The sequence below is a fragment of the Burkholderia metallica genome (assembly GCF_001718555.1).
Classification (GTDB): Bacteria; Pseudomonadota; Gammaproteobacteria; order Burkholderiales; family Burkholderiaceae; genus Burkholderia; species Burkholderia metallica.
On sequence record NZ_CP013402.1, the window covers coordinates 238,341 to 251,852 of the forward strand.

At 70.0% G+C, this 13,512-nt stretch carries 20 protein-coding genes; 14 read left to right on the forward strand and 6 right to left on the reverse strand.

The genetic code is table 11. The features are described 5' to 3' along the window. Positions 1-10: 10 nt before the first annotated feature. The 5 genes from WJ16_RS16970 to WJ16_RS16990 all read left to right on the forward strand — a co-directional run bounded on the left by WJ16_RS16970 (position 11) and on the right by WJ16_RS16990 (position 3,211). Positions 11-310: a hypothetical protein gene (locus WJ16_RS16970; RefSeq protein WP_069258245.1), complete on the forward strand. Its 300-nt coding sequence runs from the start codon at positions 11-13 to the stop codon at positions 308-310. Between the two features lie 64 nt (positions 311-374). After that, complete coding sequence (locus tag WJ16_RS16975; protein ID WP_069258246.1) at positions 375-944, forward strand: hypothetical protein; 570 nt, start codon at positions 375-377, stop codon at positions 942-944. Positions 945-1,035: 91 nt separating this feature from the next. Beyond that, positions 1,036-1,893 carry an SDR family oxidoreductase gene (locus WJ16_RS16980; protein WP_069258247.1) on the forward strand — a complete coding sequence of 286 codons (858 nt, stop codon included), beginning with the start codon at positions 1,036-1,038 and terminating at the stop codon, positions 1,891-1,893. Between the two features lie 34 nt (positions 1,894-1,927). Beyond that, positions 1,928-2,545, forward strand: coding sequence for a DUF4142 domain-containing protein (locus WJ16_RS16985; RefSeq protein WP_069258248.1), 618 nt, complete (start codon positions 1,928-1,930; stop codon positions 2,543-2,545). A 57-nt stretch (positions 2,546-2,602) separates the two neighbouring features. Next, positions 2,603-3,211, forward strand: coding sequence for a DUF892 family protein (locus WJ16_RS16990; RefSeq protein WP_069258249.1), 609 nt, complete (start codon positions 2,603-2,605; stop codon positions 3,209-3,211). A gap of 66 nt (positions 3,212-3,277) precedes the next feature. Here the strand turns inward: WJ16_RS16990 and WJ16_RS16995 are convergent, their stop codons facing one another. After that, positions 3,278-3,943: a UdgX family uracil-DNA binding protein gene (locus WJ16_RS16995; protein ID WP_069258250.1), complete on the reverse strand. Its 666-nt coding sequence runs from the start codon at positions 3,941-3,943 to the stop codon at positions 3,278-3,280. Positions 3,944-4,138: 195 nt separating this feature from the next. Here WJ16_RS16995 and WJ16_RS17000 point away from each other — a divergent pair, with 195 nt between their 5' ends. Beyond that, positions 4,139-4,615: a response regulator gene (locus tag WJ16_RS17000; protein ID WP_069258251.1), complete on the forward strand. Its 477-nt coding sequence runs from the start codon at positions 4,139-4,141 to the stop codon at positions 4,613-4,615. 25 nt (positions 4,616-4,640) lie between these two features. Here WJ16_RS17000 and WJ16_RS17005 read toward each other — a convergent pair whose 3' ends face one another. Together WJ16_RS17005 and WJ16_RS17010 are read right to left on the reverse strand one after the other, a co-directional pair. Then, positions 4,641-5,861: an MFS transporter gene (locus tag WJ16_RS17005; protein ID WP_069258252.1), complete on the reverse strand. Its 1,221-nt coding sequence runs from the start codon at positions 5,859-5,861 to the stop codon at positions 4,641-4,643. Between the two features lie 36 nt (positions 5,862-5,897). Next, positions 5,898-6,185: a DUF4148 domain-containing protein gene (locus WJ16_RS17010; RefSeq protein WP_069258253.1), complete on the reverse strand. Its 288-nt coding sequence runs from the start codon at positions 6,183-6,185 to the stop codon at positions 5,898-5,900. Between the two features lie 194 nt (positions 6,186-6,379). Here WJ16_RS17010 and WJ16_RS17015 point away from each other — a divergent pair, with 194 nt between their 5' ends. Beyond that, a complete protein-coding gene (locus tag WJ16_RS17015; RefSeq protein ID WP_069258254.1) occupies positions 6,380-7,273 on the forward strand; it encodes a LysR family transcriptional regulator in 894 nt (297 codons plus the stop codon). 110 nt (positions 7,274-7,383) lie between these two features. On the opposite strand, the gene WJ16_RS17020 is transcribed toward WJ16_RS17015, so the two are convergent. From WJ16_RS17020 to WJ16_RS17030, 3 genes are all read right to left on the reverse strand, one after another. Next, the gene (locus WJ16_RS17020; protein WP_069258255.1) at positions 7,384-7,866 is read right to left on the reverse strand and encodes a PRC-barrel domain-containing protein; all 483 of its coding nucleotides are present in this window, start codon (positions 7,864-7,866) and stop codon (positions 7,384-7,386) included. Between the two features lie 93 nt (positions 7,867-7,959). After that, the gene (locus tag WJ16_RS17025) at positions 7,960-8,391 is read right to left on the reverse strand and encodes a CBS domain-containing protein (RefSeq protein ID WP_069258256.1); all 432 of its coding nucleotides are present in this window, start codon (positions 8,389-8,391) and stop codon (positions 7,960-7,962) included. Positions 8,392-8,490: 99 nt separating this feature from the next. After that, on the reverse strand, positions 8,491-8,739 hold the full coding sequence (locus WJ16_RS17030) for a hypothetical protein (protein WP_069258257.1): 249 nt from the start codon (positions 8,737-8,739) through the stop codon (positions 8,491-8,493). Positions 8,740-8,889: 150 nt separating this feature from the next. On the opposite strand from WJ16_RS17030, the gene WJ16_RS17035 reads away from it, so the two are divergent. The 7 genes from WJ16_RS17035 (at position 8,890) to katE (ending at position 13,504) form a co-directional block, all read left to right on the forward strand. Then, on the forward strand, positions 8,890-9,192 hold the full coding sequence (locus tag WJ16_RS17035; protein ID WP_069258765.1) for a hypothetical protein: 303 nt from the start codon (positions 8,890-8,892) through the stop codon (positions 9,190-9,192). Positions 9,193-9,403: 211 nt separating this feature from the next. Then, complete coding sequence (locus WJ16_RS17040) at positions 9,404-9,727, forward strand: hypothetical protein (protein ID WP_069258258.1); 324 nt, start codon at positions 9,404-9,406, stop codon at positions 9,725-9,727. A gap of 148 nt (positions 9,728-9,875) precedes the next feature. Then, the gene (locus WJ16_RS35835; protein ID WP_335622441.1) at positions 9,876-10,061 is read left to right on the forward strand and encodes a hypothetical protein; all 186 of its coding nucleotides are present in this window, start codon (positions 9,876-9,878) and stop codon (positions 10,059-10,061) included. Between the two features lie 419 nt (positions 10,062-10,480). Next, the gene (locus tag WJ16_RS17045; protein WP_069258766.1) at positions 10,481-10,669 is read left to right on the forward strand and encodes a DUF3008 family protein; all 189 of its coding nucleotides are present in this window, start codon (positions 10,481-10,483) and stop codon (positions 10,667-10,669) included. A gap of 51 nt (positions 10,670-10,720) precedes the next feature. Beyond that, entirely contained in the window at positions 10,721-10,882 is a 162-nt protein-coding gene (locus WJ16_RS17050; RefSeq protein ID WP_027792525.1) for a DUF1328 family protein, read from the forward strand. After that, complete coding sequence (locus WJ16_RS17055; protein ID WP_069258259.1) at positions 10,879-11,265, forward strand: DUF3022 domain-containing protein; 387 nt, start codon at positions 10,879-10,881, stop codon at positions 11,263-11,265. The genes WJ16_RS17050 and WJ16_RS17055 overlap by 4 nt, the downstream gene beginning before the upstream one ends. Positions 11,266-11,392: 127 nt before the next feature. After that, positions 11,393-13,504, forward strand: a complete 2,112-nt coding sequence (katE, locus tag WJ16_RS17060; RefSeq protein ID WP_069258260.1) for a catalase HPII — start codon at positions 11,393-11,395, stop codon at positions 13,502-13,504. The last annotated feature ends 8 nt before the right edge of the window (positions 13,505-13,512 follow it).

Sequence of the window (13,512 nt, forward strand, 5' to 3'; positions counted from 1 at the left end):
AGGGATTGCCATGACATCCCGACAGCATACGGGCCGCGAATACAGCCGCTCGCGTGCGCACGCAGACGAGCGTACCCGGCAGGGCCACGACAGCAGCGGCCATCGGGGCGGGCATGGCAATGGGCCCAGCCCGATCGACGGGCGGAAGGCGCTGAAGGGCATGGGCTATCGGGCCGGCAACGCGGCGGCCGACGGGTGCGCGGAGCGCCCGCATGCGGCCCCGAGCGGGCTCGACATGCTCCGCCGCATTCACGCTCGCGAGTACGGCACGCCGGCCTCGGTGTCGAAGGAGCCCGGCCGGCTGATGTGAGAACGGCCGCACCGCGCCGCGGGCGGTCGCGTGCGGCCCAACTACCGTCACGAGGAGGACGACCATGACGATGATCGTCGCAGGCCGCTTCACGACGTTCAACGAAGCGGAAGGTGGGGCGCGCCACTTGTACGAGCGCGCATTCGGTTCGGATGACGTATCGATCTTTTTCCTGAATCCGGGCGGCCAGCACGCGCGCTTTCCGATCGGCGGCGACGTGTACGCCGATTCGGCGGCGAAACCGGGCGGGCGCGGCGCGATGGTGGGCGCGATCCGCGGGTTGCTGATCGGCGTCGTCGTGGGGCTCGCCGTCTACGCGATCGGCGTGCGCTACTGGTTCGTGCCGGCCGCCGGCGCGCTGGCCGGCGCATATCTCGGCGCATTCGGCGGCGCGCTCGGCCGCATGCGCGGCGAGCAGGCCGAAGGCAAGGGCACGCTCGCGCACAGCGAAACCGGCGTGATCCTCGCGGTGCGCGTGGCGCCCGATACCGCGACCACCGCGGAAGACGTGCTGCGCGCGTCCGGTGCGAAGTCGGTCGAACGCGTCGACGGCGACTGGCAGGACGGCGAGTGGCGCGACTTCGATCCGGTGCGCCGGCCGGGCGAACCCGCATCGGGGGGCGAGACGCGCTGATGCTTGCACCCGTATGCAGCGTCGCATGCGTGCCGCGCGCGGCACGCCGCTTGCGACGTCTCGACGACACCGTTCAGGGAGGAACGCATCCATGACTACCGCACAGACCCCGCCGCCGCAGCACCAGGATCACCAGCCGGGCACCGAGCGCGACATGCATCCGCGGCCGCGCGACGACGCGGCGGACTACGTCGGCAGCGGCAAGCTCGCCGGCAAGGTCGCGCTCGTGACGGGCGGCGACAGCGGAATCGGGCGCGCGGTCGCGATCGGTTTCGCGAAGGAAGGCGCCGACGTCGCGATCGTCTACCTGAAGGAGTCGGACGATGCCGCGCATACGAAGCAGTTGATCGAGCAGGCCGGCCGGCGTTGCGAGGCGATCGTGTGCGACGTCGGAGATCGGCGTCAGGCGTACGACGCGGTGGCGCGCACAGTCGAGCGGCTCGGGCGGCTCGACGTGCTCGTGAACAACGCGGGCGAACAGCATCCGCAGCCGGGCATCGAGGCGGTGACCGAGGAACAGCTCGAACGCACGTTCCGCACGAACGTGTACGGGACGTTCTTCTGCACGCAGGCGGCGCTGGCGCACATGAAGCCCGGCGCACGCATCGTCAATACCGCGTCGGTGACCGCCTATCACGGCAATCCGACGCTGCCCGACTACTCGGCGACCAAGGGCGCGATCGTCGCGTTCACGCGCTCGCTGTCGGCGGAACTGGCCGAACGCGACATCCGTGTCAACGCGGTCGCGCCCGGGCCGATCTGGACGCCGCTGATTCCGTCGACGTTTACGGCCGAGCAGGTCGCGAAGTTCGGTTCGAACGTGCCGCTCAAGCGGCCGGGCCAGCCGGACGAACTGATCGGCTGCTACGTACTGCTCGCGTCGGACGGCGCGAGCTACATGACGGGGCAGACGCTGCACCCGAACGGCGGCTCGATCGTCGGCGGCTGACGGCCGCCTCACGCCACGTGCAAGGAGAACATCGATGAAACGACCCCACTGGACGCTCGCGACGCTCGCCGCGGGCGTGCTCGCCACCGCCGGGCTCGCCCGCGCGCAGATGCCGAGCGAGCCGCCCGCCTCGAACGGCCACGTGCCGGGCGGCGTGATCAATCCGTCGCCGGGTACAAGCGCAGGCTCGGGCGACGCGCGGATCGCGAAGGCGCCGCAAGGCGGCGATGCGGAATTCGTCGACAAGGCCGCGATGGCCGGCCAGGCCGAGATGCAGGCCAGCCAGCTCGCGCTGAAGCAGGCGCAGTCGCCGGCCGTGCGCGCGTTCGCGCAGCGGATGGTGACCGACCACGGCAAGGCGAACGCGCGCTTGAACGAGATCGCCGCGCGCAAGGGCATGAAGCCGCAGGTCGAACAGATCCAGGACCCCGACGTCGAGGCGCTGCGCGGCAAGAGCGGTCACGATTTCGACGTCGCGTACGTCGCGGCGGTCGGCCCGGCTGCACACCGCAAGGCCGTCGCGCTGTTCGAGGGCGAGGCGCGCGACGGCCGGGACCCGCAGTTGCGCGCGTTTGCGAGCGCGACGCTGCCGACGCTGCGGCATCACCTGAGCATGGCGCAGGCGCTCGAACGCAAGGTGGGCGCGCAATAACGCGTGCCCGTTCAACCCCGGGCTGCGCATGCGGCCCGTCTTTTTGGAGAGTGAGTCATGGCCCATCGGCAACCGAAGCATGAAGGCATCCACGAATTGCTGTGCCAGGCATACGAGACCGAGCTTGGCGGCGCGAAGATCTACGAGGCCGCGCTGCAATGCGCGACCGACGAGGATCTGCACAAGGAATGGGAGAAATATCATCGCGAGACGCTGCACCACCAGGAGGTGCTGCGTGAGGTGTTCGAGACGTTGGGCCTGGACCCCGACGCGCAGACGCCGGGGCGCAGCGCTGTGTCGGCCATCGGCAAGGCGCTCGTGCATACGATCGAGCAGGCGCAGAAGAAGGCCGATCCGGCCGTCGCGCAGGTCGTCGCGGCCGAGTGCGTGGTGCTCGCCGAGACGAAGGATCACCTGAACTGGGAGCTGATCGGCTATGCGGCCGACCAGTTGTCGGGCGACGCCGCGAAGACGCTGAAGGCCGCGCACGACGAGGTCGAGGCCGACGAGGATCATCACCTGTATCACACCCGCGGCTGGGCGCGCGAGATGTGGATCGCATCGATGGGCTTCAAGGCCGTGCTGCCGCCGCCGGAAGAAGTGAAGAAGGTCGAGTCGGCCGCCGAGGCGGCGCGCGCCGAACGGTCGCGCGGCAAGATGATGTAAGCGCGGAGGGCCGGGCGCTGCGGCGCCCGCGTTCGGCCGCGGCCGCGCGTCCTCGCTCCGGCGCGCTCATCGCGGCTCTGCGGGCGCGCCGCGCCGGTCGCGGTGGTTGGCGTCGTGGTCATGGTCGGGTTCGCCGGCCAGCCGCGACGCGGTGCGCAGCGCATCGACGAGGGTGCGGTACGCGTGCTCGCGCGAATCGGCGCCGCGCGTGCGCAGCACGTACGACGGGTGATACGTGGCGACGACGAGCCGGCCCTGCGCGGTGCGAATCGGCGCACGCGCGCGCTCGAGCGTCGCGTCGTTGTCTTGCAGCACCGCGCGCAACGCGGTGGCGCCGAGCGCGACGATCACGCGCGGGCGTACCGCGTCGAGTTCGCGCTCGAGCCAGTAGCGGCACGCGGCCACTTCGCGTTGCGCAGGCGTCTTGTGCAGCCGCCGCTTGCCGCGCGGCTCCCATTTGAAGTGCTTGACCGCGTTCGTCAGGTAGCAGCGCGCGCGGTCGAGTCCGGCTTCGTCGAGCGCACGGTCGAGCATGCGGCCGGCCGCGCCGACGAACGGCAGGCCCGTGCGGTCCTCCTGGTCGCCCGGCTGCTCGCCGACCAGCATGATCGTCGCATCGACGGGCCCGGCGCCCGGCACGGGCTGCGTCGCGTGTTCCCACAACGTGCAGCGGCGGCACGCGTCGAGCGTCGCCGGCGCGGCGTCGTCGGCGGAGGGCGGCGTTCGCGTCATGTCGCGGCGCCCGGGTGGGCCGGCGCGCGGGATGCCGCCCGCGCACACGGGATGAAACCGATACGAACACGCAGCGTCACACGCATGAAGGGCTCCGGTACGGCGAATGCGACAGGTGCAGCAACCGGCGTACCGCGTCGGGCGAGCTGTGCGCACGGCTTGCGGAGCGGGCGTGTCGAAGACAGGAGAAACGCGATGCAACCCGAGTTCGGCGACGATCCGGCCGCGGACGACGTACTGCTGTGGCGTGCGCCCGACAGCGTGCCGACGCGTGCGCACCGCGTGCTGGTGGTCGACGACTATCGCGACGCGGCCGATGCGCTGCGCCTGGTGCTCGAGGCGTGCGGCTTCGAATGCCGGATTGCCGACGACCCGTTCGCGGTCTGCGGCATCGCGCGCGACTGGCAGCCGTTCGCGGTCGTGCTCGACATCGCGATGCCGGGTCTCGACGGGCTGCAACTGGCGGCGCGTCTGCGCGGCGATCCGCGTACCGCGGACATGTTGCTGATCGCGTGCAGCGGGTTGGCGTCGCGACGCGATCGCGAGGAGGCGAAGGAAGCCGGGTTCGACGCGCACTGCGCAAAGCCGCTGACGCCGCACCGGCTGCTGGCCTATCTGGAAGCGGCGAGCGGCCGCGCGAAACCGGACGGGGCGGTTACACGGCGCTTGTAAAAAAGCCGCCGGGCCGGCGCGGCCGTCAATGTGCGTCGCGGCGGGCGGCGCGGGCGGCGCGCGCGGCCGAGCGGCCCGCGACCACGGCCAGCGCGCCGGCGAGCGCGAGCAGCACCGCGCTCAGCGCAAAGGTCGCGCGGTAGCCGTGCAGGTCGAACAGCATCCCGCCGGCCGTCGCGCCGAGCCCGATCGCGAGCTGCACGACGGCCACCATCAGGCCGCCGCCGGCTTCGGCATCGTGCGGCAGTGTGCGCGCGAGCCACGTCCACCAGCCGACCGGCGCCGCCGTGCCGAGCAGGCCCCAGACGCCGAGCAGGCAGGCGGTCGCCGCCGTCGAGCCGCCGAACACCGTCAGCGCGACCGCAATCGCGGCCATCAATACGGGCGTGGCCGCGAGGGTCCGGTAGAGCCCGTTCTCCAGGAACCCGCCGATCAGGACCGTCCCCGCGACGCCCGCCACGCCGACGACGAGCAGCAGCAGCGACAGCGTGACGGTGCCCGCGTGCGTAACGGTTTCGAGGAACGGACGCAGATAGGTGAACAGCGCGAACTGCCCCATGAAAAACAGGCTGACCGCCGCCATGCCGAGCGCGACCGGCCGGCGGGCCAGCAGCCTGAGCGCATGGGCGGACCTGCCGCGCGGCGCGGACTGCATCGACGGCAGGCTGACGAGCTTCCAGCCGAACGCGATCGCGGCGACCGGCACGACGCTGAAGAATGCCCAGCGCCACCCGACGATTCCGCCGAGAAAGCTGCCGAGCGGCGCCGCGACGACCGTCGCGAGCGCGTTGCCGCCGTTGACGATCGCCAACGCACGCGGCACCTGCCGCGCCGGCACGAGGCGCATCGCGGTGGCGGCCGACATCGACCAGAAGCCGCCGATCGCCACGCCGATCAGCGCGCGGCCGGCGATGAATGCTGCGTAGTTCGGCGCGAAGGCGACGACCGTGCCGGACACGATCGTCAGCAGCGTCAGCACCAGCAGCAACGGCTTGCGATCGCGCCGGCCGGCGAGCGACGCGATGAACAGGCTCGTCACCAGCGCGAACGCGCCCGAGACGGAGATGGCCTGGCCGGCCTGGCCTTCGGTGACGTGCAGGTCGCCCGCGATCGGCGTGAGCAGGCTGACCGGCATGAATTCGGACGCGACGAGCGCGAATGCGCCGACCGACATCGCGAGGACGGCGCCCCACGCGGCCGCGCCGTCAGGTGCCGTGCCGCGATCGGGTGTGGAAACGGATTGCATGACGGAACCGGATCGGATCGAAAGGGGTGGGCGCGCTCAATCGCAGCGCGTCGTCGTGCCGTGCACGGCCAGCTGCGTGCGCGCGTCGTCGTTGCGCGCCGCGTGCACCGTGGCCGCGGCGGCCTGCGCGTCGTCGACCCAGGTGCGCGGGTTCATGCGCGCGGGATTGAAGCCCGCGGCCGCGTAGCGCTGCATGTCCTCGCGGACCTGCTCGCGCGTCAGGCCCGGCGCGGATTGCGCGAACAGCGGGCCGGATGCGACGAGCGAAACGAGCGAGACGAGCGCGGCGACGGCGGCGAAGGCAGCGGGAAAACGGGTAGGCATGACGGGCGGCTCCGGAAAGCGGGTGGTCGGTGCGTCGTGGCTTGGCCGCGACGCGTTCGGTCGATGGCTTCGCAGTCTAGCGACCGATGCCGGATCGATTAAGTAGCGCGGCACGCTTGGACTTATTAGCCAGCCAGATGAATCGCGCGCGGCGGTGCTACGATGGGCGTCCGTCCCGACAGGAGCCTTTCGACATGGCGCGCGGCAATCTGAACGACGTGCTCGTTTTTCTCGCGGTGGCCCGCGAGCGCAGCTTCACGCGCGCGGCCACGCGGCTCGGCGTGTCGCAGTCGGCGCTGAGCCAGACCGTGCGCGATCTCGAAGCGCGGCTGGGCGTGCGGCTGCTCACGCGCACGACGCGCAGCGTGTCGATGACCGAGGCGGGCGAAGCGCTGTTCCGGACGGCGGCGCCGCGTATCGACGAGATCTCGGCGCAACTGGCCGCGCTGTCCGATTTCAGGGACAAGCCGGCCGGCGTGGTGCGCATCACGGCCACCGAGCATCCGATCGACACGATCATCTGGCCGAAGCTCAGGACGGTATTGCCCGAATACCCGGACATCCGCGTCGAGCTGTCGGTCGACTACGGGCTGTCGAACATCGTCGAGGAGCGCTACGACATCGGCGTGCGGTACGGCGACCAGGTAGCGAAGGACATGATCGCGGTGCGCATCGGCCCGGACGTCCGGATGGCGATGGTCGCGGCGCCGTCGTATCTCGACGGGCGCAAGCCGCCGAAGAAGCCGCAGGACCTGCTCGATCACGACTGCATCACGCTGCGGCTCGCCACCGCGAAGGGCCTCTATGCGTGGGAGCTGAAGAAGGGCAGGAACGACGTGCTGGCCCGCGTGAACGGCCGGATCACCTGCAACACGCAGCCGCACATGGTGCAGGCGGCGCTCGACGGCTTCGGCATCGCGTTCGTCACCGAGGACGTCGTGCTCGCGCACGTGCGCAACGGCGACTTGCGGATCGTGATGCCGGACTGGTGTCCGGTATTTCCCGGCTACCACGCGTACTACCCGAGCCGCCGCCCGGCGTCGCGCGCGTTCACCCTCGTGATCGACGCGTTGCGGCATCGCGCGTAGCGCACTGCCTCCGGCGTTGCCGCGGCCCCTGTCTGCAAAAAAAGACGCCCCGCGTAGGCAGGGCGTTCGAAACGGATGCGCCGGCGAACCGGCGCTGCATCATCGCGCGGTCAGTGACGGTCGCGCGCCCGCGGATCGTTCAGATCTTCGGTCGGGTCGGTCAACCCGAGTTCGTCGCCGGCGCTCCAGTACGGCGTGCTGCCGTAGAACTCGTGCAGCGGCGCGGCCCATTGCGGGTCGGCCATCGCCGGCCAGTGGTCCTTGTCGAACCCCGGGGCATTGCGGATGCGTTCGGACGACACCGACAACAGGAAGCACTTGCGTTCGGTGTCGAGCGTCAGCGCGCTCCACGGAATCGCGTGCAGCTTGTCGCCGATGCCGAGGATGCCGCCGCTCGACAGCACCGCGTACGCGACGCGGCCGGAGCGCACGTCGAGCATGATGTCCTTGATCTTGCCGACGTCGTCGCCGTCGGTCGTATAGACCTTGTTGCCTTCGAGCGTATCGGCCGCCATTACGTCCGGGCCGGGGCCGGCCGCCGTTGCGGCGCCCTTGCCGATGATGCGGGTCTGACCTTGATCGGGAGTGTGCATGGTTTCCTCCAGGCTGCATGGGGCGCGACCGGGCTCGTCAGTGACGCGGGCCGCGCGGGTGGTCGGGACGGTATGAAGACGCGCTGCACGCCGTCACGTCTGCTTCGGTTGAGACACGCCTTCGAGCGTGTTCGCGACGTCGTTGCGTTCGGGGCCGGCCGTGCGCGTCGCGATGTCCGCGAGCGACAGCATGCCGACCAGCCGCTTGTCGTGATCGACGACGGGTAGACGGCGCAGTTGCGCATCGGCCATGTAGTGCTGGACCTCGTCCAGCGAATCGTCGTCGAAGCACCATTCGATCGGCCCCGACGCGATTTCGTGCACCCGCGTCTGCGGCGGCTTGCCGGCCGAGATCGCGCGCACCGCGAGATCGCGGTCCGTCACCATCCCCACCAGCCGGTTGTTGTCGCATACGGGCAGCGCGCCGATGTCGTAGCGCTCCATCAGTTGCGCGGCATGACGGATCGAATCGGTCGGCGCGATGCGCACGACGTCCTGCGACATGATTTCGTTGACGCGATGCATGCAATTCTCCTGCGGGTTGAAGGGGTGAATGGGGCGGCCGGGCCGGCGGGCGCGCGGCGAATCCGGCAACGGATTCAGCAAGCCGCGTGCCGTGCACGCTCACGCGTCGTCGCGTTTGCGCTTGTCCTCCCGCGGTCCTTCGTCGTGCTTGCGGGTGTCCGGATCGATGCGCGTGACGCCGCCGGTCGCGGGCGGGTCGCTCGCCGGAAACGTGTCTTCGAGCTGCTTGTCGATATGACGTTCCGAATGGCGCGTACGTGTGTGGTCGTGGTCCTTGAGCGGCGGCGACGGATCGCGGTGCTGCTCGTGCGCCGGCGCGTCGCGGCCGGAACGGGTCGAATCCTTCATCGCGAGCCTCCATGTCGATGCGGTGACGTGTTCTATCCGCAACGGCCGTGCCCGCGCGTGCGACGCGGCACGCGAATTGCCATGTCGATCGCGATGACGACGCGCGGCCCCGCAGAGGACGGCCGCGCCTATGGAGCGGGAGGCACGAAGATGATTCCGAAACGACGACCAGGCGTGCGTTACGAGATCAACGTATGCGGCGGCGGATTCGATTCGGTGAAGAGCCACTTCAACGGATGGAAGGATGAACCGCTGATCTACCGGCCCGAGCGCCGGATGTTCGAGGGCAAGGCCGACGTGCGGCCGCTCGGCGACGAGACGTTCGGCTCGACCGAGCCCGCGCGTTTCGCGCTGCAGTGTGCGTGCGAACCGGCCGACCCGTACGCGCTCGCGGCGCGCGTGCGCGACGACGGCCGCGAGCTGTGGCTCGTGATGGCCGCGTACGACGCGTAACGGCCTGCTTGCAAGTTTTGCAGCGGACGGTGTAGCGAATGCACGGCACGGCATGCAGGTCACGTCACGCCACCGTACGTCGTGCGGCGCCGCACGCTCGCGCGCAGCGCGGCGGAATTCGACGAGATGACGGCACGCCGCTCACCGGCCGCCTGCGCGGGCGACTTCCAGTTTCAATCGGCTATGAGCCGTCGATCCGAGGAGGAATTCGATGAACACGATCCAGACGAGCCGCGCGATTCGCGCGGGCCTCTATGCGTTCGCCGCGGCGTGCACGCTCGCGGCATGTACGCAGCCGATGAACGGCCCCTACGGCACGCACGGCGCACCACCCGCGCCACCGGACGGTCGCGGGGCCCAGACGACCACGACGATGCCCGACGCGAATACGCGCTACGACAAGCGTCCGTCGCCGGGCAACACGATGCCGCAGGGCAGGGCCGGCGGTGAACCGGCCGACGGTCCGTCGTCGGGCCGCAGCGGCGCGCAGGGCGACCAGCCGCTGCCGGGCACGCCGCCGCCGATGCAGTATTGACCGGGCACCGGCCCGTCACCTCACGGTGCGCGCAGTGGTATCGCGTGCGCTGTGAGGATCGCCGCGTACGGCCGGATCGCAGGCGGCAGGCTGGCCGCTGACGAAGGGGTGAAGGGCACTGGCCGGTCATGCGTTCGCGAAGGTCGGGATCGCCGCGTTTACGGCGCTCGCGGCAGTCGCGCAGGCGGTGGGCGAAACGGAAATCGGCGCGTGCCGTGAACGGTTTCCGCAACAGACGCGCGACATGTCCGCGAGGCTGCTGCGCCACCTGCCGGCAACGACGGCGTCCTTTCCCGGCCGTTCGTCCGTAGACCGCATCGATGCGACGCAATGACGGTCGACAGTCGAGCGCCGGGCGCGTTATCCGGCGCGCGCAAGGCGTGCCCCCAAACTTGCCGCCGGCTTGTAAATAAGCGCCCCCGGCCGGCCGCGCCACGCGGTGTGATCCCGCGACAGCCGCGCCGGCCGCGCTTCGCCGGGTTGGCACGATAGCTGCATGACTTCCGCAGACGACCTGCTGTTGTACCGGCCGCTCAACCGGCTTTCGAAGCCGCGCTTGCTCGCCGTGCGCGCAGCGGGTCGAGGCATTCTTCTTGCGCATCGCACGCGGCCCCGGTGTCGCCACGCGCAGGACATTGCGCCGCCCGTCCCGCGCCGCTGCGGTGTGGTGACGCCGAAGGCCGGGTGTTTCAACCAACCGCGCGCGTGCCGTCGCTTGACGGCGATGCGCGCGCCCACGAGAGGAGCACGACCATGCCAGCCAAATCCCAGGCCCAGCAACGCGCGGCGGGGGCCGCCCTGTCGGCCAAGCGCGGCGACACGAAAATGAAGGACCTCAAGGGACCGTCGAAGTCGATGGCCAAATCGATGAGCGAGAAGGAGCTTGAGAAAATGGCTTCCACGCCGGTCCACGGCAAGCCGAAACACAAGCACGACGCGTGACGTGACCGATGCCGACGCGCGTCGGCGAGCGCTGTCATCCAGGAGGGTTCCATGCTTCGATACGCCATCATCTTCTTCATCATCGCGATCGTCGCGGCCGTGTTCGGCTTCGGCGGCATCGCTGCCGGCGCGGCGGAGATCGCGAAGATCCTGTTCTACATCTTTGTCGTGATCTTCCTGGTCACGCTGCTGCTGGGCGTCGTCCGACGATGAGCCACGCGCCCGACCGCTCGCAGCGCATCGAGGAACTCGAGCATGCGCTCGCGAACAGCTTCCCGTCGGAGTCGACCGTCGTCGTGCATGCGGACGATGCATCCGGGCGGCTGACGATCCAGGTGTCGTGGGTGCGCGAGCCGGCGGACCCGAGCGCGCGCGAATGGCGTTGCACGGTCGATCTGCGGCTCGATCCGGACGTGATCACGCGCTACGCGTCGCTCGGCGAAGCCGACCGCCTGCGCGTGCGCACGCAGTTGTGCGACAGCGCGCGGCGCGCGGTAGACGAGCGCAAGCCGCGCGTCGACGATGCGGCGATCGAATGCAACGTGGCGCTCGACGTGACACGCGCCGAATTCGACGCGGCGTTGCGCGCGCCCTGATGCCACGGCCGGCCGGCGGGTGCTGACGCGCCCGGCCGCGCCGGCATTTTCCTGCTGTCCGCGTGCGCCGCCGCAGCGACCCGGCGCGCGTGGCGGCTGTCCACCCGAATACCACGAGGACCGATCGATGACCCGTTCCCCATCCGGCAAGAAACCGGCCGCCAAGCCCACGCAGCCGTCCGACAGCGCGAAATCGCGCCAGCTCGACGAGCACCGCGCGCGGCCTGACCAGGAGGCGCTGCGCACCAACCAGGGCGTGCGCATCGCCGACAACCAGAACACGTTGCGCGGCGGCCCGCGCGGCCCGTCGCTGCTCGAAGACTTCATCATGCGCGAGAAGATCACGCACTTCGATCACGAGCGCATTCCGGAGCGGGTGGTGCACGCGCGAGGCTCGGCCGCGCACGGCGTGTTCCGCGTGTACGAGCCGATGGCCGACTACACGAAGGCCGCGTTCCTGCAGGACCCGGCCGCCGAAACGCCGGTGTACGTGCGTTTCTCGACGGTGCAGGGGCCGCGCGGTTCGTCCGACACCGTGCGCGACGTGCGCGGCTTCGCGGTGAAGTTCTATACGGAAGAGGGCAACTACGACCTCGTCGGCAACAACATGCCGGTGTTCTTCATTCAGGATGCGATCAAGTTCCCCGATTTCGTCCACGCGGTGAAGCCGGAGGCGCCGAACGAGATGCCGACCGGCGCATCCGCGCACGACACGTTCTGGGATTTCGTGTCGCTCGTGCCGGAAACCACGCACACGGTGCTGTGGCTGATGTCGGACCGTGCGCTGCCCGCGAGCTACCGCGCGATGGACGGCTTCGGCGTGCACACGTTCCGCTTCGTGAACGCGGCCGGCGACGTGCGGTTCGTGAAATTCCACTGGCGGCCCGTGAGCGGTGCATATTCGCTGCTGTGGGACGAAGCGCAGCGGATCGCCGGCCACGACCCGGATTTCAACCGGCGCGACCTGTGGATGGCGATCGAGCGCGGCGACTATCCGGAGTTCGAACTTGGCGTGCAGATGATCGATCCGGCCGATGCGGATACCTTCGACTTCGACCTGCTCGACCCGACCAAGCTGGTGCCGGAAGAGCTGGTGCCGGTGCGGCCGATCGGCCGGATGACGCTGAACCGCAATCCCGACAACTTCTTCGCGGAAACCGAGCAGGTCGCGTTTCACCCGGGCCACGTGGTGCCGGGCATCGACTTCACGAACGATCCGCTGCTGCAGGGGCGCCTGTTCTCGTACACGGATACGCAGTTGAGCCGGCTCGGCGGCCCGAATTTCCACGAGATCCCGATCAACCGGCCGGTGTGTCCGTTCGCGAACAACCAGCGCGATGCGATGCACCGGCAGACGATCAACGTCGGCCAGGCGTCGTACGAGCCGAATTCGACGAGCGGCGGCTGGCCGCGCGAGACGCCGCCCGCGCCGGCCGGCGGCGGCTTCGAAACCGTGCACGAGCCGCTCGAAGGCGACAAGGTGCGCGTGCGCAGCGAATCGTTCGCCGATCATTTCTCGCAGCCCGCGCTGTTCTACCAGAGCATGACGGAGATCGAGCAGCGGCATATCCGCGACGCGTACTGCTTCGAACTCGGCAAGGTCACGCAGCCGCAGATTCGCGAACGCGTGGTGAACGAGACGATCGCGCGCTTCGACACGGGGCTCGCCGCGCAGGTGGCCGAACGGCTCGGGCTGCCCGCGCCGCCCGCGGCCGTGGCGCCGGCCGTCGCGCAGCGTTCGCCCGCGCTGAGCCTGATCGGCCGCTCGAAACCGGGCATGCGCTCGCGCAAGATTGCGCTGATCGCGACCGCCGACGCGAGCCAGGCGCTCGTCGAGCAGGTGCGCGATGCGCTGCTGGCCGAGCACGCGGTACCGACGATCGTCGCGCCCACGCTGGCGCCGGTCGGCGGCCTCGTGCCGCAGGCGACGCTCGTCGGCATGCCGTCGGTGATGTTCGACGCGGTGTTCGTGTGCGGCGGCGACGACGATGGCGGCGACCTCGCGCACAGTGCCGACGCGCGGCATTTCGTGCGCGAAGCGTTCAAGCACCTGAAGCCGATCGCGGCCGTCGGGTCGGGGCGGCAATTGCTGAGCGCCGCGCACCTGCCGGACCCGGCCGAAGGCGTGTGCGTCGGGCAGAGCGCCGATCTCGACGCGGTGCTGAACGCGCTGTCCGACCACATTGGCCAGCATCGCGTATGGGCACGCGAGCAACAGGCGGCCGAGTTGCCGGCGTAGCGCCGCGG